Here is a 21942-nt window from a genome sequence, read left to right as displayed (position 1 = left end):
CTCCTCAGTGCCTCAGCCCGGCCTCCTTCAGCAGCGGCATGACCCGCTCGCCGAAGTACTTGAGCTCCTCGTTGTAGTCGATCAGGCCGAAGATCATGCCCTCCATGCCGGCCTCGTTGAGCTTGCCCAGCTCCTCGGTGACCTGCTCGGGGGTGCCGACGATCGGGTAGCCGCCCCAGCCGGCGATGAACCGCTCCTGCATCGCCTTGACGGCGTGGTCGAACGACTTGCTCTCGCCCGATCCGGCGATCTTGATGACGTTGCCGGCGGCACCCCAGTCGCCCTCGTCGATCACCTGCTGGAAGGCCCGCCTGGCCTCCTCCTCGGTGTCCCGGCAGACGACCAGGCCGTAGGTCATCACCTGGATGTCGCGGTGGTAGTCGTCGCGCGCCTTGGACCGGACCTTGTCGGTGTAGGCGGCGATGTTCTCCAGGGTGTCCAGCGACGCGAAGTTGATGTCGACGTTGCGCGCGGAGAACTCGATGCCGGCCGGCGAGTTGCCGGCGTTGAGCAGCGCCGGGCGGGGCGCCTGGTGCGGCTTGGGGTACGCCTCGAGCAGGTCGCCCCGGAAGAACTCCGACTCCAGGCTGAACGATCCCTCCTCGGTCCAGAGCCGAGTGGCGAAGTCGATCCAGTCCTGGCCGAAGGCGTAGCGCTGGTCGTGCTCGCGCTGCTCGTGGCCGAACATCTCCATCTCCGGCGGCACCCAGCCCATCACCAGGTTCAGCGCGAACCGGCCGCCCGAGATGTGGTCGATGGTCGTCGCGGCCTTGGCGGCGACGATCGGGTGCACGGTCGGCAGGTGCGAGGTGGCGGCGATGGAGATCCGCTCGGTCGCCTCGGCGAGCCCGGCGGCCCAGGCGTAGGTCTCGAAGCAGTTGCCGTTGAAGTTCGTCGACCCGCCGAAACCCTTCCAGCGAGCGACCGGGACGAGCACGTCGAAGCCGAGATCGTCGGCCCGGGTCGCGATCTCCCGGGTGTGCTCCCAGGTGATCCGGTAGTCGCTCGGCGCGTGGCTCATGATCAGCCCGTACGAGCAGTTGGTGCCGAACAGGCCGAGCTTCATCTTCTGGTCGCCGAACAGCGGATTGGTCTGCGTGCGGTCGACCAGCGGCCGGGTCTCCTCCGGCGGACGGGGATCGGTCGGGTTGAGGCCGAGGCGCTCGTTCGCGGTGACGGTCACGGGGGTGTCTCCTTGGATCGGGTGCGGGCGGGCTCTAGCCGAGCTGGAAGGGATCGCGGGTGCCGCCGGTCAGCTCGACGAACACGGACTTGTTCTCGGTGTACTCGTTGATCGCGTCGACGCCGTTCTCCCGGCCGATGCCGCTGGCGCCGAAGCCGCCGAACGGCATGTTCGGGGCGATCACCCGGTACGCGTTGATCCACACCGTGCCGGCGCGCAGCCGCCCGGCGACCCGGTGCGCGCGGTGCACGTCCTTGGTCCAGACCGCGCCGGCCAGGCCGTACGGGGTGTCGTTGGCGAGCTTGAGCGCCTCGTCCTCGTCGGTGAACCGGTAGGCGGAGAGCACCGGCCCGAACACCTCCTCGCGGACGATGGTGTTCTCCGGCGTCACCCCGGTCACGACGGTCGGGCGGACGAACAGCCCGCCCCGCTCGGCGTCCGCCTCGCCACCGCAGGCGAAGGTCGCGCCCTCGGCGGCGGCGCCGCGCAGGTAGCCGAGCACCTTCTCGTACTGCGGCCGGTTCGCGACCGGGCCCATCTCGGTGGCCTGCTCGGTCGGGTCGCCGAGGACGATCGCGTTCGCCCGCGCGACGACCTTCTCCACCAGCGCGTCGTGCACGTCGGCGTGCACGATCAGCCGGGACCCGGCCATGCAGGTCTGCCCGGTCGCCGCGAACACCCCGGCGACCAGCCCGTTCGCCGCCGCGTCCAGGTCGGCGTCCGGGAACACGATCTGCGGGGACTTCCCGCCCAGCTCCAGGGTGACCCGGTTGACGTTCGCCCCGGCGGCCTGCGCGACGGCCGCACCGGTCGCCGTCGAACCGGTGAAGGCGACCTTGTCCACCCCGGTGTGCCCGGCCAGCGCCTCCCCGGTCGCCCGGTCCCAGCCGGTGACGACGTTCAGCACGCCGTCCGGCAGCCCGGCCTCGTGCAGCACCTGGGCGAACGCGACGGTGGAGGCGGGGGAGTGCTCGGACGGCTTGACGACCATCGTGCAGCCCGCCGCCAGCGCCGGCGCCAGCTTGAACGTCAGCAGCAGCAGCGGCGAGTTCCACGGGGTGATCGCGCCGACCACGCCGACCGGCTCGCGGGTGGTGTAGCCGAAGTAGTTCGGGTTGACCGGCGGGACGGTGCGGCCCTCGACCTTGTCGGCCAGCCCGGAGAAGTAGTAGTACCACTGCGGGAGCGCGGTGAGCTGCCCGCGCATCTCGCGCAGCAGCTTGCCGGAGTCGTTCACCTCCAGCCGGGCCAGCCGCTCCGCGTTGGCGGCGATCGCGTCACCGCAGCGGCGCAGGATCGCGGCCCGCTCGAACCCGGTCCTCGCGCCCCACTCGCCGTCGAACGCGCTGCGGGCCGCGGCGACGGCCTCGTCGACGTCGGCCGGGGAGCCGTCGGCGAGCCGGGCCCACGGCTCGCCGGTGTAGGGGTTCTGCGACTCGAACGTCGCCCCCGACCGGGCGGGCACCGTCCGGCCGTTGATGAAGAGCCCGAACTCTTCCAGTTCTGGTGTCTGCGACATCGTGTCCGGCATCTCCCTCGCAGGTCTCCCCGGCCGGCTCCGTCGCCGGTCGGTGGTGGATCCGGACGCTAGGGCGGCCCGCGCGCCGGCGACTATCCGCGCGCCGCGCCGGTCCAGCCGTTCCGTGCACCGGCGCGGATCTGCACCCAGCGGACGGCCGCACGCACGCAACGGCTGGTAGGGGCGCCGCGAACGGACATAGGCTGCGCGGGACGAGTGATCCGCGGCACGAGGAGGTGTCGAGACGATGCGGTCCGGCGGCACGCTCGAGCGCTTCCCGGTACTGGCGACGCACAGCCTGGAGCAGGCCCGCGACGCGGTCACCCGGACCTACCTGCGGCACGACCTCACCGCGCCCGACGAGCAGGTCGCGATGACGCTGAACGCCACCACCGACCGGGTGTTCACCCTCGGGTACCTGACCTACCGGTCGCCGGCGACGCTGGTCATGCCACCGACCGAGGACAACTACCACGTCAACCTGACGGTCGCGGGCGTCACCAGGGCCGAACGCAGCGACGGCGACCGGGCGCGGACCGGTGCCCGGGCGTCGGGCATCGTGCTGCTGCCGGACCGGACGAACACGGTCCGCTGGTCACCGGACGCCGAGCAGCTCATCCTCAAGATCCCGCGGACCAGCCTGGAGACCCACCTGAGCGAGCAGCTCAACCGGCCCGTGCACGACGTCGTCGACTTCGGGTTCGGTCTGGACCTCACCTCCCCGGCCGGCCGGACGCTGCTCGCGTCGGTCGAGTTCCTGGCCCGCGAGCTGGACCGGCCCGGCGGGCTGGCCGAGATGCCGATCGCCCGCGAGCAGCTGGAGGCGTTCGTGATGACGCAGCTGCTGCACGCCGGGCGGCACCGCTACAGCGACGCGCTGGTGGGGCCGCCCGATCCGGTGCGCTCCGGCCGGCTCGGTCCGGTCCTCGACCACATGGAGCAGCACGCCGACGATCCGCTGACCCCGCAGGAGCTGGCGAGGGTGGGCTGCATGAGCGTCCGCACCCTGCACGCCGCGTTCCAGCAGGAGCTGGGCGAGTCTCCGATGGGGCACCTGCGCCGGATCCGGCTCGACCGGGTCCGGGCCGAGCTGCAGCGCTGCGACCCGGCGACGGTGCGGGTCACCGACGTCGCGCTCCGCTGGGGGTTCCTGCACCAGAGCCGGTTCGCCCAGCAGTACCGGCAGCGGTTCGGCGAGCTGCCCAGCCAGACCCTGCGCGGGTGACGCGGGCCGCCCTCACCGGCCCTGCCGGTCCGGCCCGCGGCTCGTAGCCTGGACGGCATGACCGCAGCCACGGAGATCGCGTTCGAGAACACCTTCGTCCGCGACCTGGACGGCCTGTACCTGCCGTGGAACGCCGCACCGGCGCCGGAACCGCGGCTGGTGCTGCTCAACGAGGCGCTGGCCGGCGAGCTGGGCCTCGATCCGGCCGCGCTGCGCGGGCCCGCTGGACTCGGCCTGCTCACCGGGACCGCGGTGCCGGAGTCGGCGACGACGGTCGCGCAGGCCTACGCCGGGCACCAGTTCGGCAACTACTCGCCGCGCCTCGGCGACGGACGTGCGCTGCTCGTCGGCGAGCTCGTCACGCCGTCCGGGGAGCGCCGCGACCTGCACCTCAAGGGGTCCGGGCGGACCCCGTTCGCCCGCGGCGGCGACGGGAAGGCGCCGCTCGGGCCGATGCTGCGCGAGTACCTGGTGTCCGAGGCGATGCACGCGCTCGGCGTCCCGAGCACCCGGTCGCTGGCGGTCGTCGCGACCGGCGAGCACGTCATGCGCGAGCGCGGCCCGGAACCGGGCGCGGTGCTGGCCCGCACGGCGTCGAGCCACCTGCGGGTCGGGACGTTCCAGTTCGCCGCCGCCACCGGCGAGACCGAGCTGCTGCGCAGGCTCGCCGACCACGCGATCGCCCGGCACCATCCCGGCGCCGGCTCGTACCTGGAGCTCTTCCGCCGGGTGGTGGACGCGCAGGCGCGACTGGTCGCACGCTGGATGCAGGTCGGGTTCGTGCACGGCGTGATGAACACCGACAACATGACGATCTCCGGCGAGACCATCGACTACGGCCCCTGCGCGTTCCTCGACGTGCACGACCCGGCGACCGTGTTCAGCTCGATCGACCACGGCGGCCGCTACGCCTACGGCAACCAGCCCGGCATCGCGCAGTGGAACCTGGCCCGCTTCGGCGAGGCCCTGCTCCCGCTGCTCGACGACGACCCCGACGAGGCGATCCGGCTCGCCACCGGCGTGCTCCAGGAGTTCGCCGACCGCTACCTCGCCGCCCGCGACGAGGGGTACCGCCACAAGCTCGGCCTGCCGGACGGGCTCGACGCCGAGCCGCTGCTGACCGACCTCGCCACGCTGCTCGCCGAGCGGAAGCCGGACCACACGCTGTTCCTCCGGCGCCTCGCCGACGCGGCCCGCGGCGACGCCGGACCGGTCCGCGACCTGTTCGACGACCCGGCCGCGGTGGACGGCTGGCTCGCCTCCTGGCTGGCGACCGGGCCGGACCCGGCGGCGATGGACCGGGTCAACCCGGTCTACGTGCCGCGCAACCACCTCGTCGAGGAGGCGCTCGGCGTGGCCGTCGCCGACGGCGATCTCGAGCCGATCCAGTGGATGCTGCAGGTGCTGGGGCATCCCTACGAGGAGCGGGAGGGCTACGAGCGCTACGCCCGGCCGCCGGGCCCGGACGCCCCGCCGTTCATGACCTTCTGCGGCACCTGACCGGCCCCGCCCCGCCTCGCACCGGTTTCCGCGCCGAGATGCAGCTCAGCGGGCCGTGAAGATCGACGATTCCCGCTGATCTGCATCTCGGTGACCGGGCGGGCCGGGACGCGGTGTCCCTGGAACCCGGGACGCGAGGACGGACACGGTCGTGCTCCGGCGACCGTCCCGGTCGTCCCAGGCCGCAGGAGGACCGATGTCCGGAACACGTCCAGCCACGACGGGCACGTCCCGTGACGACGTCGACGTCCCCCGGGTCCGGCGCGGCGCCCGCCTCCTGGTCGGCTCGTTCGCCGTGCTCATCGCGATGATCGTCGTCGATCTGGTCCGCACCGTGCTGGACGGCTCGCTCGCCGCCGAGACGGCGGCGGCCGAGGAACTCGGTGTCGACGTGAACGAGCTCCCGCCGGAGGTCGTCGCACAGATCCACGGCGAGCAGAGCCTGCTGGACCCGATGCCGTACCTGCTGATCGCCGGTGCCGCCGCCTTCGCGTTCGGGATCGCCACCGTCGCGCGCGCCGTGCGGCCGGCCCGGCGGGGCTCCGGCGCCGTTGCGGTGACCGCGGCGGTCGTGTGCGCGGCGGCATGGAGTGCGGCGCAGGTGGTCGCGCTGCTGGTGGGCGTGGGCGGGAAGGCCGTCGAGGGCTGGTTGCCGGTCCTGGTGACGGTGACCTGCGCGACCGGTGGCGTCGCGCTCGTCGCGCTCGTGGTGGCACTGCGGCCGAGCGGTGTGGCACGCCGGACCGGCACCGTGGTGGCCGGCCTGGCGGGCGCGTCGGTCGTGGCGAGCTTCGCCCTCCCGCCGCTCGTGCCGTTCGTGCTGGGCGCCGTGCTCGGTGCTCCCTTGGCTGTGGCCCGCCGGTCCAGCACACTCTGAGCCGGGGACGAGCCCACGGGGAGCGGGATGGCCGGCGGAGCGGTGCGGCTGCCGGCGACCGCTGCCGCGACGGTCGCGGTGATCGGCTGGGCGGCGTGGGGGACGCCCGCCTTCGTCGACGCCGTCGCGCAGCCGTGCCCGGACGGGATCTGCCGCCGGTTCGAGCGGCCGTCGCCGCAGGCGGTGGACCTGCTGGCGGCGGCAGGCACGGGGCCGGCCGGCTATGCCGTGGTGGTCGCCGTCGTGGCGTGGGCGGAGCTTCTCGTGTTCCTCGCCGTCGCCGTCGCGCTGGTGCTGCGGCGACCGGCCGGCCGGTTGGTCGTCCTCACCGCGGTGCTGCTCCCGCTGACCGCACTCGCCCCGTTCGCCGCCGCCGGTCCGGGGCCGATGTGGTGGGCGGACGCCGTCCGTGCCGCGGTGGTGGCCGTCCTCGTCCCGGTGTTCGTCGGCCTGTTCCCGGACGACCGCTGGCATCCGCGCTGGTACCGGTGGGTCTGGCCGCTGCCGGCGCTGGTGCTGGTCAGCGGGACGACGCCGTTCCCGGACAGCCCGCCCGGGCACGAGGTCGCGGAGCTGGCCACCTGGCTGCTGCTGGCCGGGATCCAGGTGCACCGCTACCGGACGGTGTCGGACACCGCTGCCCGGCAGCAGGCGAAGGTGCTGCTGCTCGTGGTGCTGCTGCTGGTGTTCAACGCGGCACTCGTCGCGGTGGCGGGGGTGACCGGTGCCCTCCCGTCGGTGCAGCCGGTCGCCGTGCTGCTCGACTACCTGGCGTTCGCCGCGCTGGGTGCCGGGCTGGGGTGGGCCCTGCTGCGGCACCGGCTCTACGACGTCGACGTCGTCCTGCGGCGGACCGTGCTGTACGGCGGCGCGCTGGTCGGGCTGGCGGTCGTCTACGTCGGCCTGGTGGCCGTCGCCGGTTCGGCGCTCAGCGGGCGCGCCGCGCCCGCGCCGGCCGGTACCGCGGTCGGTGTCCTCGCGCTCACCGCAGGACTCGCCGGGTACGCCATGCGGGGACGCCTGCGTCGCCGGATCCTCGGCGGCCACGGACTGGCCAGGGCGCTCGCGGCGCACGGCCGGGAGCCCGACGCCGGGACCGGCCGGGACCTCGCCTCGACGCTCGCGGCCGGCCTGCAGCTGCGGTACGTGCAGGTGCTCGACGCCGCCGGGACGCCGCTCTGGAGCCACGGTGAACCGGTGGCGGCCCCGCACCGCGAGTCCGTCGTGGACGCCGCGGGACGGGACCGCGGCGTGCTGCTGCTGGCCCCGGCGCACGGGGACCGCCTGGACCGGCACCACCGGCGGCTGCTCACCGAGGTCCTGCCGTTCGTGGCGCTGGTGTTGCTCGCACGGGACGAGGCGACGCTGCTGCGGCGGGCCCGGGTGGCGGCGGCCGAGGTGCGCGAGTCCGAGCGCCGCCGGCTGCGCCGGGACCTGCACGACGGCGTCGGGACGATCCTGGCGTCCCAGCTGCTGATCCTGGACACGGTCCGGGTGACCGGTGACCGGCCGGAGCTGCTGGCCCGGATGGAGGAGCAGGTGCGGTCCGCCATCGGCGAGGTGCGCCGGGTCGCCCACGACCTCCGCCCGCCGGTGCTGGACCACGCGGGGCTGCCGGGGGCGCTGCAGGCCGAGGCCGACCGGCTGACCTCGGCCGGCCTGACGGTGCACCTGTGGACCGACCCGGGCGCGACCGCCGCGGTGAGCCCCGCCGCGGAGGTCGCGCTCCTGCGGATCGCCCAGGAGGCGCTGGCCAACGTCGTCCGGCACTCCGGTGCGCGCACCGCGCGGATCGAGCTGACGGTGCAGGAGGCGGACACGGTGCTCGTCGTGGCCGACGACGGCGGCGGGCAGCGGCCGGCCCGCCCGGATCCGGCCCTCGGCGGGATCGGCGGGGCGTCGATGCGCGAGCGCGCCGCGGAGCTCGGCGGGACGGTCACGGTCGGCCCCGGACCCGGCGGCACCGGTACCCGCGTCGTGACGAGGATCCCGCGGTGAGCGACGGCACCGCGGGCCCGATCGACGTGCTGGTCGTCGACGACCATCCGGTGTTCCGGCTCGGGGTGCGGACCAGGCTGTCGGCCGAGCCGGACATCGTCGTCGTGGGTGAGGCCGATACCGGTGCAGCGGCCCTGGAGCTGGTGGAGCGGACCGCGCCGGACGTCGTCCTGGTCGACCTGAACCTGCCCGACATCGACGGCGTCGAGCTGATCCGGCAGCTCGGTGCCGTCGCGCCACGGACCGCGCCGCTGGTGCTGACCATGCTCTCGGCCGACGCGGTGACCGCGGCCGTACGGGCCGGGGCGCGCGGCTACCTGCTGAAGGACGCCGAGCCCGGCCGGATCGTCGCCGCCGTCCGCGCGGTCGCCGCGGGCGACTCCGTGTTCGGTCCGCAGGTCGCCGCGCGGCTGCTCGGGGGCCTCGACCGGGCGATGCCCGACCGGATGGCGTTCCCGGACCTGACCGGGCGCGAACGCGAGATCCTCGGCCTGCTGGCCGACGGTCTGGGCAACGCCACGATCGGCCGCCGGCTCGGGCTGCGGTCGAAGACGGTGCGCAACTACGTGTCGAACGTGATCGGCAAGCTGCAGGCCGCCGACCGGGCCGAGGCCGTGTTGCGGGCCCGCCGGGCCGGTCTCGGCGAGTCCCGGCCGGGCCTGCCGCCCACCGGGGGCCGGGCCGAACCGGATCGCTAGAATCCGCGGTGCGGACGAGTCGGTCGGGCGACCGCGTCGGGATCCACGGGTCCCGTCGAGGAAAGTCCGGACTCCACAGGGCAGGGTGGTTGTCAACGGCAACCCGGGGCGACCCGCGGGACAGTGCCACAGAGAACAGACCGCCTCCGGGTCCGCCCGGAGGTAAGGGTGAAACGGTGGTGTAAGAGACCACCAGCACCCCGGGTGACCGGGGTGGCTCGGTAAACCCCACCCGGAGCAAGGTCGAGAGACGGCTCCGTCATCCGTGACGGGGCGGTTGCGCAGGCGTTCGAGGGCTGCCCGCCCGAGCCTGCGGGTGGACCGCTGGAGCCTGCCGGCGACGGCAGGCCGAGATGGATGGTCGCCGAACGGTGCACCGTGAGGTGCCCGGGAACAGGATCCGGCTTACAGACCGGCTCGTCCGCCCCGCTCTCCCCGACATGCGCCGGGGGAGCGGGGCATCCGTTCTGACCAGCGGAAACCGTCTCGCGGCATCTGGCGAGTTCTCGGCGCTCCCGGATGTCCGACGGCCCAGGCACGGCCCAGGGATTGATCTTGGTGCCCATTCTCCCGGCATCCCCCTCGTCCTGGCCGCACTGCCCGTCGGAGAGGCGGGGACAAGGGTGGCGCCAGCCATCGCGTCAGCGACGCCGTCAGGCGCCCTTGTGGCCGACTCTGCGGCGTGGACACTCCTCGGCCGAGGGGGCTGCCATACGAGCCGAGTGGTCATCAGAACTGGGTACTTCGGCCGTTCGTCCGGTAACGATCGCGACCAGGTCACGACAATCGGACGAAGCCCCTACGTCGAAAGGGTCCTGGGTTCGTGATGACGGGTAGCCGCCAAACAGTCGTCGCCCTCTGCGCAGCTGCGATCGCGGTCGCCGCAGTCGCCGGTTGCAGCAGCCAGCCGGAGCAATCGCCGCCCGGGGAGCGGCCGTGCCCGGAGGGTATTGACGCGACCGACAAGGTTGTCCAGCTGCAACTGATCTATGGCCCTGGCGCAAGTGACCCCGACGGCAAGATCGTCGACGCCTTGGACGAGTTGAAGAGTGCGCTCCGTACGCGTGCAGGCGAGTCCGCCTACTTCTCAGCGCAAAGCTACAACGCAGCCGCAGACAACCTGGCCAACACGATTGAGCCTCTGTCCGAGGCGTACGAGAACGAAGATGATCGCGCCTACTTCGCGGCAAGCTTCGCGTACGGCGACGCGGAGCGTGCCTACACGTCGACCTGCAGGTCGTAGTTGGACGTGGCCCGCCCGCTCTGTCGGTCTTGGCGCTCTGTGCCGGGGTCGCAGCTCGGCGCCCTGATGCTCGTCGCCGATCGCCTTATCGATCTGGGCGCATCTCCGTGGCTGCGGGCCGGGTAGCCGGACCGACGGCCGCGCCCGGGCCGGAGGTAGAGGGTCGGACGGCGGGCCGGCGTGGCCGGCCCGCGCGCCGCCGGAGGCGGCGCCTTGATCCCATAGAGTCGGATTCGGCAACCAGGTCTCGAGATTCTCTGTCGATTTGCGAGATGCCGTCTCGTACCGCGGTGGCACGCAGTGCGCCCCGGGTTGCCGTAGACCACCCTAGAAGTTCCAGGTGTCCATTGAGCTCGGTCGCGCAACGGCTTGGCTGTTGATGAGCGGCGGGCCCGCAGCCTCGGCCCGTGGGGGCGGGCGCGGTCGTAACGCGTGGTCGTCGCTTGGCGACTACCCAACACCAGTCTTGGCCGTCGGCCTGTGAGGATGTGAGACAAGATGATGGAGATGGGCGGTTCCGACAACACAATTGTATTCAACGCTGCGGAGATCGAATCCATAGCTGAGAAGTTCCACGAGATTGCGACCCCGCCGTCTGCCAAAGTGGGCGTGTTGGTCTTCGCTCCGGGTGGAGAAAAATTCCAGTACTCCCCCCTGCCGGGTTCTCCAAATACCTATGTCCGCAAGGATAGATCACACGAACAAGATGTACTGAAACTGCCGATGGAACCTGCCACCAATAATGTGATCTCTGATAGCGTTGATATTTGCGGAACCATCAGCCGTGAATCGGTGATGCAGCTGAGTGCAATACTGAGCACCCTTCCCGGAGCCGCTGGAAGAGTTGGCATCTTCTATCGCGAATCGAGAGATGTGAGTTTCGAGTCACACGAAAAGTCATCCGCGTACGGCTGGAAGCCACTTCCTGCAGTTATGATTCAGTTCTCGCAGGGAAAAGATGGCGAAGGCTGAATGTCGATGGGTGACCACAGTGTCGACGGTAAGGACGTCTGGAAGAGGCCATCGCCGCTCGGGATGCCCTCGTCGGTGTCGGGATTCGGCACACTCGCTGCGCCGCTTCTTGCGGGCTTCTCGCTTACGGCTGTGGTTGAGATAGTTGGGCGCAGCGAACGAGGTATACGCGGCGACATAGCAATCTTGCTATTCACGCTAGCGGCTGGCTTCCTCATTGTCGCGATACAGACAGCGATAAACGGTGCGAGGTACAATATCAAGCCGTCTGAATGGGTTGACTGGAACCCTGAGATGAAACACTATGATGTTCGCGCCCAGGATGTTCGGCGATATCAATGGAAAAGTGAACGACTTGCCGAGTACTACTCGGATCTCGCTAGGTTCACATTCAACGCAGGAATTGTTCTCTTTGTAGGTGGACTTATATCGATTCTGATCCCTGGACCTGGAGGCTGGTCGGTACCTCGCATACTTGCAATTGCTGCAGCAGGCATGACTGTTCTCCTCGAAGTCGTTTTAGTTCTTCGAGTCCCGTTCGTGGTTCGCCTCTTTACGCCTACAGTAGACGATGTTGCAAGACTGCGACCGAGGGCTGAATTTACCCCAGAGGAGATTGATGGCCGAGAACTTCTGACTAGGCTGGCGGAGCCAGAGCGGGAATCTTGATGCATCACAACCTTGGTTAACTACAAAGGCTTCCCGATCGCCTACTTCAACTAGCGGTGAGCAGGGCCGTTCGTCTGCTCGGCTATCCAGTCGAGATACTCCGCGTTTCCGTCTACGATTGGGCGGGCGCTGATCCCGGGTACTTGGTATGGGTGTGCGGCTATAGCACGCTTAACGATCGCAGGTATCAGCGCGCGCCGCGTGTGTAGCGAAGCCCGGCCCTCGGTGCGGTCATGGATCTCGCCTTGCCAGCAGTAGGTCGACTGGACCGGGGTGAAGTTGTGGACGCTCGACGCAAGGCGCCGCGGGTGAACTCGCGGAGCCATTCCGGATCTGGAGCGGTGATAACAACCTCGCAGAGTTCAGTCATGGCATACTTCCCCGGCTGCTGATGAGGTCGGTCATGGCACTTTCGGATTCATCGCGGGTTTTGCCCATGCTCGCCCAGCCGGTCATTACCTCGTCGTCATAGCCGAGGCCGACCCAACGCCCAGTCATGTAGATCCCGTGCGGGTGCATCGCGTAAAACATCGTTCCTTTGGATCGGACGGCGCCGTCGGTGGCGGCGTACCAGCCGGTGAGGACCTGGTTGTCCCAGAGGCGTAGCTCCCCGGTCCAGGGGTAGCCGCCCTCGTCGGCGCTGAGGCCGCGCTGTGTGGCGGCGATGTGGACCAGGTCGCCTTCCTGACGCATGTGCACCGGCTGGGTGGCGATCTTCGCGACGCCGTCGCCTACGTCGTCTCGGAGGTCGAGCCGGTGCGCGACTTCGACAAGTCCCAGCCGGGCCGTCCGGTGCAGCAGCTCGACAAGGAGACCGGGCTGCCGGTCTGGTCGGTGTCGGTGCTCGACGCGGACCCTGAGGCACGTAGCAAGGACAAGACGGTCGTGGTGAAGATCGCGGCCACCCACCAGCCGGTACCGCCGGAGGCTGCGGCCGGGCTGCCGTTCCGCCCGGTCGAGTTCGAGGGGCTGACGGTCACCCCGTACGTCGCCGAGAACAGCGGCCGTCCCCGAGTCGCCTACAGCATTCGCGCGGCCGGGATGCGGGCTCCTGGCGGGCACGGCCACCAGTCCGGCGGCCGGGGCAAGCAGCAGAGCGGCCACGACGGTGAGGCCGCTTGATCCGCCCCTCACGTGGGTGGAGGGGAGTCCGTTGCAGCGGACCCCCCTCCGGTCTCCCGCATCACGCACAAGCCCTGGCAGGCAGCACAGATCCGGAAGGACACCGATCGTAGATGTACGTCGCTCGAACCCCATACGCGCATGGCCCCGGCGAGACCCCCACGGTGATCGCGATCCGGCTGGCCCAGCAGTCCATTACCCGCCTGGCCGACCTGATCATGGCGGTCGGCGCGGTCCGTCCCACGGGAAACGTCGAGCACGCGGCCCGCGCGCTGCGTCTGGAGCAGCTGCACGCCCGCACGGCCCTGTGGTGGGCGGTCGTGGTCCGGCACTCTGATCACCGGGCGGTGCCGTTCGTCTACGTCGACGCCGCGATTCGCGCTCGGTTCAAGGCAGAGGAGGACGCCCGGTTCTGGCGCGACACGGCGGCCGACTGGACCGCCCGCGCCCTGGACCGGCCGACCTCGGACTGCGCCGGTGCGATGTCGAACTGGGACGACCTCGGCATCAGCGATCTCGGCCGCCCGCACCTCGCGGAGACGGTCCCGCCGATCGGAGCCGGGCGGTGACCCGGCATGCGCGTGGTCCGGCGCTGCGCCCGCTGCGGACGACCGACTCAGCTACCACCGGACAGGCCGGCGCCGGTGCTGTGCCGACGGTGGTGGTGCCGACTGCTCCGTACCTGGACCCGCTGGCGCACCACGACCCGATGAGCGCGGGGGAGTGGCGCCAGAACGCGGCGTGCCGGGACAGCGACCCGGAGACGTTCTACCCGCTGGCCTACCGCCGCGAGGAGCTGGTGCGCCCGGCGCGGCGGATCTGCGGCCGCTGCCCCGTCCGTGACGCCTGCCTGGCCGACGTGATGGCCACCGAGGACCCCGCGCGACGGTGGGGCGTCTGCGGCGGCACTACCCCGGCTGAGCGCACCGCGCTGCACCGCGCCGGACTCACCATCGCCCCGGCCCCGATGTCTCCGACCGTCCCGACTGCCGGGGGTGGTGCCGCGTGAGCGCCACCGACAACCAGCACCCGGGCCGCTGCGAGGTGTGCCGGACTGTCCTGCACGAGCGGCCCGACCCGCGTCGCCGGCGGTGCGCCGATCACCTCGACCAACTCGCCCTCGTCCCGCTCACCCAGGTCCCGGGACGACCCCGCGCACGCAAGAGCACCCGGAAGGGAGGTGGCTCGCGATGAACGCCGGAACCATGATCCTGCTCTGCGGCGGACTCGCCCTCGGCTGCTGGGTGCTCGCCAAGATCGGCCACGCCGTCACCAAGGCACTTGAATCGCTCGCCGCGATCGCGGCCGTGTTCGTCGCGCTCTGGCTGGCGGTCAAGGGCGCCTACCTCGGGGCGCGCTGGCTCGTCCGCCACCTGCGCACCGTCGGCACCACCGCCGCCGTGATCGCGTGGTGGCACTGGCTCGGCTGGCCCTCGCTCGCGATCACCTTCGCTGCGACTGCAGCCGGGCTCGGCGTGTGGCGGTGGTGCTCGGTCGGCACGTTCGACGTACGGGCCGGGCGGCGGATCCGGGCGTGGTGGCAGCGCTGGACCGTCTACGCCCCGCGCATGCCCCGGTGGCTACGCGCCTGCCGCCTGACCGTCCCCGACGACCGCCACGCCCTGGTCATCAACGTCAACCCCCTGCGCCGCAGCGGCGCCGTTCCCCGCCAGCGGCCCCGCCGCGACCAGACCCCGCGCATCCTCGGGGTGCGCTCCGGCCCGTCCTGGGACGAGGTCCAGGTGCGGCTGGTGCCGGGGCAGACCCCGGAGGACGTCGACGAGGCCGCCCGCGCGTTGGCCGTCGCCCGAGGCGTCGCCCGTTGTCAGGTCCGCGAGCTGGAGCCCAACGTCGTGTCGATTGACTTCCAGCGCCGCAACCTCCTCGCCGACGTCGTCGCATGCCCGGACGTCGCCGAGCTGCGCCAGGTCGCCGGGGACGGCCTCGACCTGTCGCGGGTGTGGTCCGGGCGCACCGAGTACGGCACCGACTGGCACCAGCCGTTGGCCGGCGGCCACATCCTGTGCGCCGGAGCCACCGGCGCCGGGAAGAACTCCGTCATGTGGGCGCCGCTGGTCTCGATCGGCCCGGCGATCCGCGACGGCCTGTGCCGAGTGTCTGGGATCGACCCGAAGGGGATGGAGCTGGCCTACGGCCGCGACATCTTCCACCGCTACGCAGTCACCTCGAAGGACGCCCTTGAGCTGCTCGACGACCTCATCGGCGGGATGGAGGCCCGCAAGCGCGAGCACGCCCAGAAGGTCCGCACCGTCCCGATCACCCGGGAGAACCCGCTGGAGCTGCTGGAGTTCGACGAGATCGGCGCCCTGGTCCGCTACGTCGGCGACCGCAAGACCCGCGAAGCGATCACAGAACGGGTGGCGCTACTGACCACACAGGGCCGGGCACTCGGGTACACGGTGCGCGGCTACGTCCAGGAACCCACCAAGGACACCGTCCCGGTCCGGGACCTGTTCCCGCGTCGCATCTGCCTACGCGTCGCCACGAAGTCCCACGTCGGGATGGTGCTCGGAGAGCACGCGTACGACCGCGGCGCCTGGGCCAACCGCGTCGGCGAGTCCGAGGCCGGCGTCGGCTACCTGTTCGGCGAAGGCATCCGCGAACCCCTGCGCGTGCGCGCGGCCTGGGTGCCCGACGACGCCATCAAGGCCCTGGAACAGCTCGTCACCGGTTCGGCGCCGTTGGCCATCCCGGGACCGCGCGCGGTCCTGCCGTTCCCGCAAGCCGCCGGAGCCCCGACAGGAGGTGCCGCATGACCACCACCGAGCCCCCGACCGTCTCGACCGAGGCCGTGGACCAAGACCAGCTCACGCGGGCGCAGAAGGCGCTCCTGGCGCTGTCCACCGAGGTCGCGACCCAGCTCGCGGAGGACCACGGCGTCTGTGTGCGCCCGATGGCCATGCGCCGGATCGACACCACCACCGGACGTGTGGACGTGGTGCCGGTGCCGTGCGGGTCGACGCGGGAGGACCAGTGCCGCCCGTGCTCGGACAAGGCCCGGCGGCTGCGGATGGTGCAGTGCCGGGAGGGCTGGCATCTCGAGGACGAAGCACTCTCGAGGCCGGCCGATCCGTCGCAGGCGCAGAAGGACCTCATGGCCACCCGCGCCGACCTCCACGCGGCCTACCAGCGCGGCCGGGAGGACGGGGACGAGCACGAGTGTGAGGAGATCCGGGAGACCGTCACCGAGATCGACCAGGAGCTACGGGCGCTCGGCGTGCGGGGCCGGCTGGCAGCCCTGGACCCGGAACCGCAGACCGTCAGGCGCTCGACCCGGCGTCGTCAGGACGCGCCGAACCTGCCCCGGCGCCCGGTGGAGGACCGCACCGTTGGCCGGGTGTTCGGCGGGAAGTACCGCCCGTCCACCTTCCTCACGCTGACCTTGGACAGCTACGGGCGCGTGGACGGCAACGGCGCGGCCGTCGACCCGGAGAACTACAACTACCGGCGCGCCGCGCGGGATGCGATCCACTTCCCGCGCCTGATCGATCGCTTCTGGCAGAACACCCGCCGGTGTGTCGGCTGGGACGTGCAGTACTTCGGCACCGTCGAACCACAACGCCGCGGTGCTCCGCACTTCCACGCCGCGATCCGCGGCACCATCCCGCGCGCCGAGCTGCGCGCGATCACGGCGGCGACGTATCACCAGGTGTGGTGGCCGCCGCACGACACGATCGTCTACTCCGGACAGAAGCTGCCGCGCTGGGACAACCATAACAAGGCGTTCGTGGACCCGGACACCCGCGACCCGCTGCTGACCTGGGAGGAGGCCACCGACCCGGACCGGCTCACCGTCCCGGCGCACACCGTCACGTTCGGCGACCAGGTCCACGTGAAGGGGATCCTGGGCGGTACCGAGGAGGCCGGGCGCCACATCGGCTACCTGACCAAGTACCTCACCAAGAGCGTCGGCCAGGCCGCCGGCCTCGACGAGACTGCGACCCATCGGCAGCGTGACCACGCCCGCCGCCTGGCCGCCGAACTTGCCATCACCCCGTGCTCGCCGCGCTGCCCGATCTGGCTGCTCTACGGCGTCGAACCGAAGGGCGCCCGACCGGGAACGGTGCCGGGCCAGTGCAAGGGCAAGGCCCACAAGCCTGAACACCTCGGCATCGCCGGACGCCGCGTCCTCGTGTCCCGCAAGTGGTCGAACAAGAGCCTCGCCGAACACCGCGCCGAGCGGACCGCGTTCGTTCGGCAACTGCTCGACAAGGCGGGCGTACAGCCGGGCTACACCGTCGACGACGGCCCGTTCGTGTGGGAGACAACCCAGCCTGGCGACACCGACGTGCCCTCGCGGCCGGTGCTGCTGTTGCACGCGATCCACCAACGGCAGCGATGGCGGGCCGACTACGACGCCGCGCTCATGGCGACCGGCGAACCACCCGACCGTTCGGCAACCGAGATCGACAACAGCACGGGAGGCAGCCATGCAGCATGATCGACCGGAGATCGATCCGTTGTGGACGGCCGCCGAGCTGTCCCACTACCTCGGAGTTCCCGTCCAGACTCTCTACCAGTGGAAGTGGCTCGGCCAGGGGCCGCCGGTGCACAAGATCGGTCGTCACCTGCGCTACGACCCGGCCGAGGTCCGCGCCTGGGTCGCGTCCCTGCGTTCGGAGGCGGCGTAGCGATGGGACACCTCGAAGATCGCTGGTGGCGGGACGAGTGGGATCCGGCCACCGGGAAGATGCTGCGGCACAAGACCGAACGCTTCGGACGCGGGAACCGCTACCGGGTGCGCTTCCTCGACCCGGAGGGACGCGAGCGGAGCAGGAGCTTCGCGGACCGCCGGAAGCGGTCGGCCGACGAGTTCCTGATCAGCATGGAGAGCGACAAGAGCCACGGCAGCTACATCGACCCGAAGGCCGGCCGGATCACGTTCGGCGACTACGCGCGCCGCTGGCTGGCCTCCCAGACGTTCGAGGCGTCGACCCGCAACAGCGTGACGTGGCGGCTGAACGCGCAGATCCTCCCGTTCTTCGAGCGCCGCGAGCTGGGCGCCATCACCCCCACCGACGTCCGGACGTGGATACGCGGCATGCAGGACCGGGGCGTCGCCGAGAGCTACCAGGCAGGCTGCTTCGCGCACGTCTCGTCAATCCTGAGCGCTGCCGTGGACGACCGGCTCATCCGCGAGAACCCGGTGAAGGCCCGCTCGGTGGTCCGGCCTAAACGCCCGCCGGTCAAGGTGGTGCCGTGGTCGCGGTCCCGGGTGACGAAGCTGCGGCTGGCGATGAAGGACAGGTTCGAGATCTTCGTCGTGCTCGGAGCCGGATGCGGGCTGCGCCAGGGGGAGGCGTTCGGCTTCTCCCCGGATGACGTCGACCGGCAGGCGGGTGTCCTGCACGTTATTCGGCAAGTGCGGCTGGTGGACAGCCGACTCGTGTTCGCGCCGCCGAAGCGCAACAAGACCCGCGAGGTGCCGATGCCGCGCAGCATCCTGCGCCTGGTCGACGAGCACGCCGAGCAGTTCCCGCCGGTCCCGGTGACGCTCCCGTGGCGCACCCCGGCCGGAGAACCGGCCACGGCCCGGCTCCTGCTCACCGACGAGCGCGGGGGAGCGTTGCGCCGCAACCACTTCAACGAGAGTGTCTGGGCGCCCGCCCGGAAGGCGGCCGGAGTGGAGAACCCGACCCGGCAGGACGGCACGCACGCGCTGCGCCACTACTACGCCTCGGTCCTGCTGGACGCACGGGAGAGCATCCGGGCGCTGTCGGAGTACCTCGGTCATCACGATCCCGGCTTCACGCTCCGGACCTACACGCATCTGATGCCGTCCAGCGCGGCCCGCACCCGTCGTGCGATCGACGCCGTGTTCGGGGTTCGAGAGAGCAACGCAGGCGCGACGGAGGCCGGGCACGGCGCATAGCGCTCTATTTGCGATGCGCGCCGCGCTGGAATCTGCCTGGTCGTCAGTTGAGTGTCTGTCGCTTATGAGAAGGGCAACCTGGAGTGCCAGCGGACGGAAGCGTGTAACGAACCGCACGGCGCGCGCGAGCGTCTAGGCGCGGAATAACTGCGGACATGCATGCTTGCCATGCGGGGTCAGAAAGGCCAGCGACTTGGATATTCATGAACTCTTGAAGGCCGTGTCTATCAATCGCGCGAATTTCGTACTCTTTCGGTCGAGTGCTGCGGGATCAGATCTTGAGAGAGAGGCGATAGGTCAGAAGATTCTTGTTGTCTCAGAGAATGAAAGGATGGGCAAGTTTCCCAACATCAAGATCTTTGACGTTACTCCGGAGGAGCTTTTACAGCGAGGTCCATTTACGCTGCACGCAACCAACGGCGTTGCAGTGAGTTGTGTCGACGGGGTCTATGTCTTGGAGACGGGCGAAGCGCTCAATCTAGAGGTCAAGCACCTCGCCTTGCACGAAAAGGATCGATACTTCCGGTATCACCTTCGGATGCTACTTTCTCGCGCCGAGGAGGCTACGGTCGAAATGGTTGGCGATTCTTGTTACCTGTGCAACACTGGCTGTGCGCGCCTGACGTCGAACATATCTGGTGGCGACAGAATTGCGTCTGGTTGCTGTAAGAATTGCCACGCATTTTCGTGTGGCCATCACGCTATGCGAGACGCCGAAGTGCCGGAGTATCGATGTATCGAATGTGACCCGGCCATGCTGGCCGCTAGCGCACGCGTCGCATCTCCAGACGAGATTGGTGCGCCGGAGCTATCAAGCGAGCCTGCGTCCGTCATCGACGCGGTAGCAGCAGGTTGCGAACAGTGGAGGAGTGGTCGGGATCCCGCAGACTGGGCCATTACAGATATCGACGACTTCAGGCGGCGGCGCCCTGGCTATGGTGACGAGTTCTTTGCAGATCTTGAAAGAGTGCAAGTGTCGTTCACGCAGGAGTTCTCGTCTTTGAACGAGTTGCCACCGCTACCTCAGCGACTTGTTAAACTGGCGCTCTTCGTGTGTCACCGATTCGAGCTCGGTCAGGGGGCCGTGGGGCGAGACCTGTCCGAGCTGATGCGGCACGTGGAGTGGCGTTATGAGCACGCCTGATATTGACGAGCCCTGGAAGATACGGCATCGGGCGACTATTGGTGAAGTGCGTATTTCGGGGAAGGACGGCTTCTACCCTGAGATCCATCCGCCCCCGTCGAAGATCCCTGACTACATCATGCTAACTGCTGGTAACGACCGGGTAGCTCTCAGGACGCGGGAACGACGTGGAGCTAAAGGGTCAACCATTTTTGTAGCTAAGGGAACACTGTCGAAGGTTGACGACGAATCAACTGCAACTTTCACCGGAATTGGCAAAGCTCGGTTTAACTGGGAGCAAGTGCGATCGGGCGCTCGCGGCAGGGTGGTCCTTGCAGGATTACTCTTCGTGGCAATTGGGCTGGTAATACAAGGAGGATTAACTGTCGGTCGAGGAATGCGCGAACCTTTCATAGTGATGTCAGAGGCAGGGCTACTGTTCTGGGGCGTGGTTGCGATTATTTTGCAGGTGGCCGGGGTCGTAATGGCATTTCTTGAGCGCCACATATTGAATGACGAGTAAATTCGCCGATTGTGCACTTTCAGATGCACAGGCGGCACGACCGCCGCGGCGAGTCCATGCATCCGACCGAGCCGCTTGTCGGCGATCGTCAGATTGGTCCGGCCCGGAGACGGCCCACGGCGCATAGCAGGTCTCTGACCTGCAACGACCCCTACATCCGGCTTACAGACCGACTCGTCCGCACCCCCCAGCGCCGGCCGCGGGGCCCCCGCCTCGCTCCGGGTCCCGCGCTAGCCTGCCACACCATGGAGCAGCGAGTCAGCCTCATCACGCTCGGTGTCGCCGATCTGCCGCGCGCCCGGGCGTTCTACCTGGCGCTCGGATGGCAGGGGCAGGAGGTGGAGGCGACGGTCTTCTTCCAGGCCGGCGGGCTGGCACTGGTCCTCTGGGACAGGGCGAAGCTCGCCGCGGACTGCGGGGTGCCCGACGAGCGGGGCGGCGGGTTCGGCGGGATGGCGCTCGCCCACAACGTCCGCTCCGACGCGGAGGTCGACGACACGCTCGCCACCGCGGAGCGGGCCGGCGGCACGGTGACCAGGCCGGCGGCCGTCACCCCGCTCGGATTCCGCTCCGGGGTCTTCGCCGACCCGGACGGTCACCTGTGGGAGGTCGCGCACAACCCGGAGTTCCCGCTGGCCGACGACGGCACCCTCACGTTGCCGGACTTCGGCCGGTAGCGGCCGCACGCGCCGAAGCCGGGTGCGCCCCGGCTCACGGCGTCCCGCGCGCCCCGAGCAGGCTCGCCGCGGCGACCCGCTCCAGCCAGTCCCGGTACGCGGCGACCGACCACCCGCGCAGCCCGACGAGGCGACGGTAGGCCGCGCCGTCGTTCAGCGTCCAGATCAGGTCGGCGGCGTCGTCGACGGACAACCCGGTGCGCAGCCCGCCCAGCGATGCCAGGTGGGTCGCGAACGCCCGCGCCCCGGCGAGCCGTTCGGTCTCGGCCTTCGTCCGCAGTGCGGCCGCGTCGGCGTCGACGTCGGCCGCCGCGTCGATCACGGCACCGAGCGCCGCCGCGCGCTGCTGCACGCCGACGGTCATCCCGGCCCAGAGGCGCAGCGCCTCGGCGGGGTCGGTGGCGGCGACGATCCGCCGGACCTCGGGCCGGTCCGCCATCGGGACCGGCTCGTCGTCGCCGACCAGGCAGAAGTCCCAGGCCAGCGACAGCAGCGCGGGCTTGCCCCCGGCGGCGTTGACCACGGTCCGGCGGCTCACCCCGGCGGCGGCGGCGACCGCGTCGAGGGTGGTGGCCGCGTACCCGTCGCGTTCGAACAGGCCGGCGGCGGCCGCGACGACGGCTCGCCGGGTGGCCCGCGCGCGCTCGTCGCGCAGGTCCGAGCGGTACGTCCTCGACATCGGCCACCTTTCAGTGCACTCTGAGTGCAGTCATAATACGG

Annotated in this window: 23 protein-coding genes and 1 other RNA gene; 19 read left to right on the top strand and 5 right to left on the bottom strand. The window is 70.2% G+C overall.

The window, feature by feature from the left end:
- Positions 1-4: 4 nt before the first annotated feature.
- Both ABZ881_RS04170 and ABZ881_RS04165 read right to left on the bottom strand, forming a co-directional pair.
- On the bottom strand, positions 5-1183 hold the full coding sequence (locus tag ABZ881_RS04170) for an LLM class flavin-dependent oxidoreductase (RefSeq protein ID WP_358481692.1): 1179 nt from the start codon (positions 1181-1183) through the stop codon (positions 5-7).
- 34 nt (positions 1184-1217) lie between these two features.
- A complete protein-coding gene (locus ABZ881_RS04165; RefSeq protein WP_358481690.1) occupies positions 1218-2702 on the bottom strand; it encodes an aldehyde dehydrogenase in 1485 nt (494 codons plus the stop codon).
- A gap of 247 nt (positions 2703-2949) precedes the next feature.
- Here ABZ881_RS04165 and ABZ881_RS04160 point away from each other — a divergent pair, with 247 nt between their 5' ends.
- The 9 genes from ABZ881_RS04160 to ABZ881_RS04120 all read left to right on the top strand — a co-directional run bounded on the left by ABZ881_RS04160 (position 2950) and on the right by ABZ881_RS04120 (position 11884).
- The gene (locus ABZ881_RS04160; protein ID WP_358481689.1) at positions 2950-3927 is read left to right on the top strand and encodes an AraC family transcriptional regulator; all 978 of its coding nucleotides are present in this window, start codon (positions 2950-2952) and stop codon (positions 3925-3927) included.
- A gap of 57 nt (positions 3928-3984) precedes the next feature.
- A complete protein-coding gene (locus ABZ881_RS04155) occupies positions 3985-5427 on the top strand; it encodes a protein adenylyltransferase SelO (RefSeq protein WP_358481688.1) in 1443 nt (480 codons plus the stop codon).
- Between the two features lie 196 nt (positions 5428-5623).
- Positions 5624-6304 (top strand): hypothetical protein, encoded by a 681-nt coding sequence (locus ABZ881_RS04150; RefSeq protein WP_358481687.1) that lies wholly within the window; start codon positions 5624-5626, stop codon positions 6302-6304.
- A 27-nt stretch (positions 6305-6331) separates the two neighbouring features.
- Complete coding sequence (locus ABZ881_RS04145; RefSeq protein ID WP_358481685.1) at positions 6332-8302, top strand: histidine kinase; 1971 nt, start codon at positions 6332-6334, stop codon at positions 8300-8302.
- Positions 8299-9000 carry a response regulator transcription factor gene (locus ABZ881_RS04140; RefSeq protein ID WP_344019165.1) on the top strand — a complete coding sequence of 234 codons (702 nt, stop codon included), beginning with the start codon at positions 8299-8301 and terminating at the stop codon, positions 8998-9000. Before ABZ881_RS04145 ends, ABZ881_RS04140 begins: the two co-directional genes overlap by 4 nt.
- 15 nt (positions 9001-9015) lie before the next feature.
- An RNA gene (gene rnpB, locus ABZ881_RS04135) (RNase P RNA component class A) lies at positions 9016-9424 on the top strand.
- Positions 9425-9823: 399 nt separating this feature from the next.
- Complete coding sequence (locus ABZ881_RS04130) at positions 9824-10243, top strand: hypothetical protein (RefSeq protein WP_358481683.1); 420 nt, start codon at positions 9824-9826, stop codon at positions 10241-10243.
- Positions 10244-10741: 498 nt separating this feature from the next.
- The gene (locus tag ABZ881_RS04125; protein WP_358481682.1) at positions 10742-11215 is read left to right on the top strand and encodes a hypothetical protein; all 474 of its coding nucleotides are present in this window, start codon (positions 10742-10744) and stop codon (positions 11213-11215) included.
- 6 nt (positions 11216-11221) lie between these two features.
- Positions 11222-11884 (top strand): hypothetical protein, encoded by a 663-nt coding sequence (locus ABZ881_RS04120; RefSeq protein ID WP_358481680.1) that lies wholly within the window; start codon positions 11222-11224, stop codon positions 11882-11884.
- Between the two features lie 50 nt (positions 11885-11934).
- On the opposite strand, the gene cutA is transcribed toward ABZ881_RS04120, so the two are convergent.
- Positions 11935-12210, bottom strand: a complete 276-nt coding sequence (gene cutA / locus ABZ881_RS04115) for a divalent-cation tolerance protein CutA (RefSeq protein ID WP_358481677.1) — start codon at positions 12208-12210, stop codon at positions 11935-11937.
- Positions 12211-12250: 40 nt separating this feature from the next.
- Positions 12251-12577 (bottom strand): hypothetical protein, encoded by a 327-nt coding sequence (locus tag ABZ881_RS04110; protein WP_358481675.1) that lies wholly within the window; start codon positions 12575-12577, stop codon positions 12251-12253.
- Here ABZ881_RS04110 and ABZ881_RS04105 point away from each other — a divergent pair, their 5' ends adjacent.
- The 10 genes from ABZ881_RS04105 to ABZ881_RS04060 all read left to right on the top strand — a co-directional run bounded on the left by ABZ881_RS04105 (position 12578) and on the right by ABZ881_RS04060 (position 21222).
- A complete protein-coding gene (locus ABZ881_RS04105) occupies positions 12578-13006 on the top strand; it encodes a plasmid replication, integration and excision activator (RefSeq protein WP_358481673.1) in 429 nt (142 codons plus the stop codon).
- Between the two features lie 113 nt (positions 13007-13119).
- Positions 13120-13575, top strand: a complete 456-nt coding sequence (locus ABZ881_RS04100) for a hypothetical protein (RefSeq protein ID WP_358481671.1) — start codon at positions 13120-13122, stop codon at positions 13573-13575.
- 95 nt (positions 13576-13670) lie between these two features.
- The gene (locus tag ABZ881_RS04095; protein ID WP_358481669.1) at positions 13671-14015 is read left to right on the top strand and encodes a WhiB family transcriptional regulator; all 345 of its coding nucleotides are present in this window, start codon (positions 13671-13673) and stop codon (positions 14013-14015) included.
- Positions 14016-14196: 181 nt separating this feature from the next.
- On the top strand, positions 14197-15783 hold the full coding sequence (locus ABZ881_RS04090) for an FtsK/SpoIIIE domain-containing protein (RefSeq protein ID WP_358481667.1): 1587 nt from the start codon (positions 14197-14199) through the stop codon (positions 15781-15783).
- A complete protein-coding gene (locus tag ABZ881_RS04085; RefSeq protein ID WP_358481665.1) occupies positions 15780-17468 on the top strand; it encodes a replication initiator in 1689 nt (562 codons plus the stop codon). Before ABZ881_RS04090 ends, ABZ881_RS04085 begins: the two co-directional genes overlap by 4 nt.
- On the top strand, positions 17458-17658 hold the full coding sequence (locus ABZ881_RS04080; protein WP_358481664.1) for a helix-turn-helix domain-containing protein: 201 nt from the start codon (positions 17458-17460) through the stop codon (positions 17656-17658). The genes ABZ881_RS04085 and ABZ881_RS04080 overlap by 11 nt, the downstream gene beginning before the upstream one ends.
- Positions 17659-17660: 2 nt before the next feature.
- Positions 17661-18899 carry a site-specific integrase gene (locus tag ABZ881_RS04075; RefSeq protein ID WP_358481663.1) on the top strand — a complete coding sequence of 413 codons (1239 nt, stop codon included), beginning with the start codon at positions 17661-17663 and terminating at the stop codon, positions 18897-18899.
- A 331-nt stretch (positions 18900-19230) separates the two neighbouring features.
- The gene (locus ABZ881_RS04070) at positions 19231-20043 is read left to right on the top strand and encodes a hypothetical protein (protein ID WP_358481662.1); all 813 of its coding nucleotides are present in this window, start codon (positions 19231-19233) and stop codon (positions 20041-20043) included.
- Positions 20030-20545: a hypothetical protein gene (locus tag ABZ881_RS04065; RefSeq protein ID WP_358481660.1), complete on the top strand. Its 516-nt coding sequence runs from the start codon at positions 20030-20032 to the stop codon at positions 20543-20545. The genes ABZ881_RS04070 and ABZ881_RS04065 overlap by 14 nt, the downstream gene beginning before the upstream one ends.
- A gap of 245 nt (positions 20546-20790) precedes the next feature.
- Positions 20791-21222, top strand: a complete 432-nt coding sequence (locus tag ABZ881_RS04060; RefSeq protein WP_358481658.1) for a VOC family protein — start codon at positions 20791-20793, stop codon at positions 21220-21222.
- A gap of 34 nt (positions 21223-21256) precedes the next feature.
- On the opposite strand, the gene ABZ881_RS04055 is transcribed toward ABZ881_RS04060, so the two are convergent.
- Entirely contained in the window at positions 21257-21901 is a 645-nt protein-coding gene (locus ABZ881_RS04055) for a TetR family transcriptional regulator (protein ID WP_358481656.1), read from the bottom strand.
- Positions 21902-21942: the final 41 nt, after the last annotated feature.

This window comes from Pseudonocardia sp. NPDC046786 (assembly GCF_040645415.1).
Taxonomy (GTDB): Bacteria; Actinomycetota; Actinomycetes; order Mycobacteriales; family Pseudonocardiaceae; genus Pseudonocardia; species Pseudonocardia kongjuensis.
Note: the sequence above shows the minus strand (reverse complement) of the source record. Positions and strands in the feature narration are given on the sequence as shown.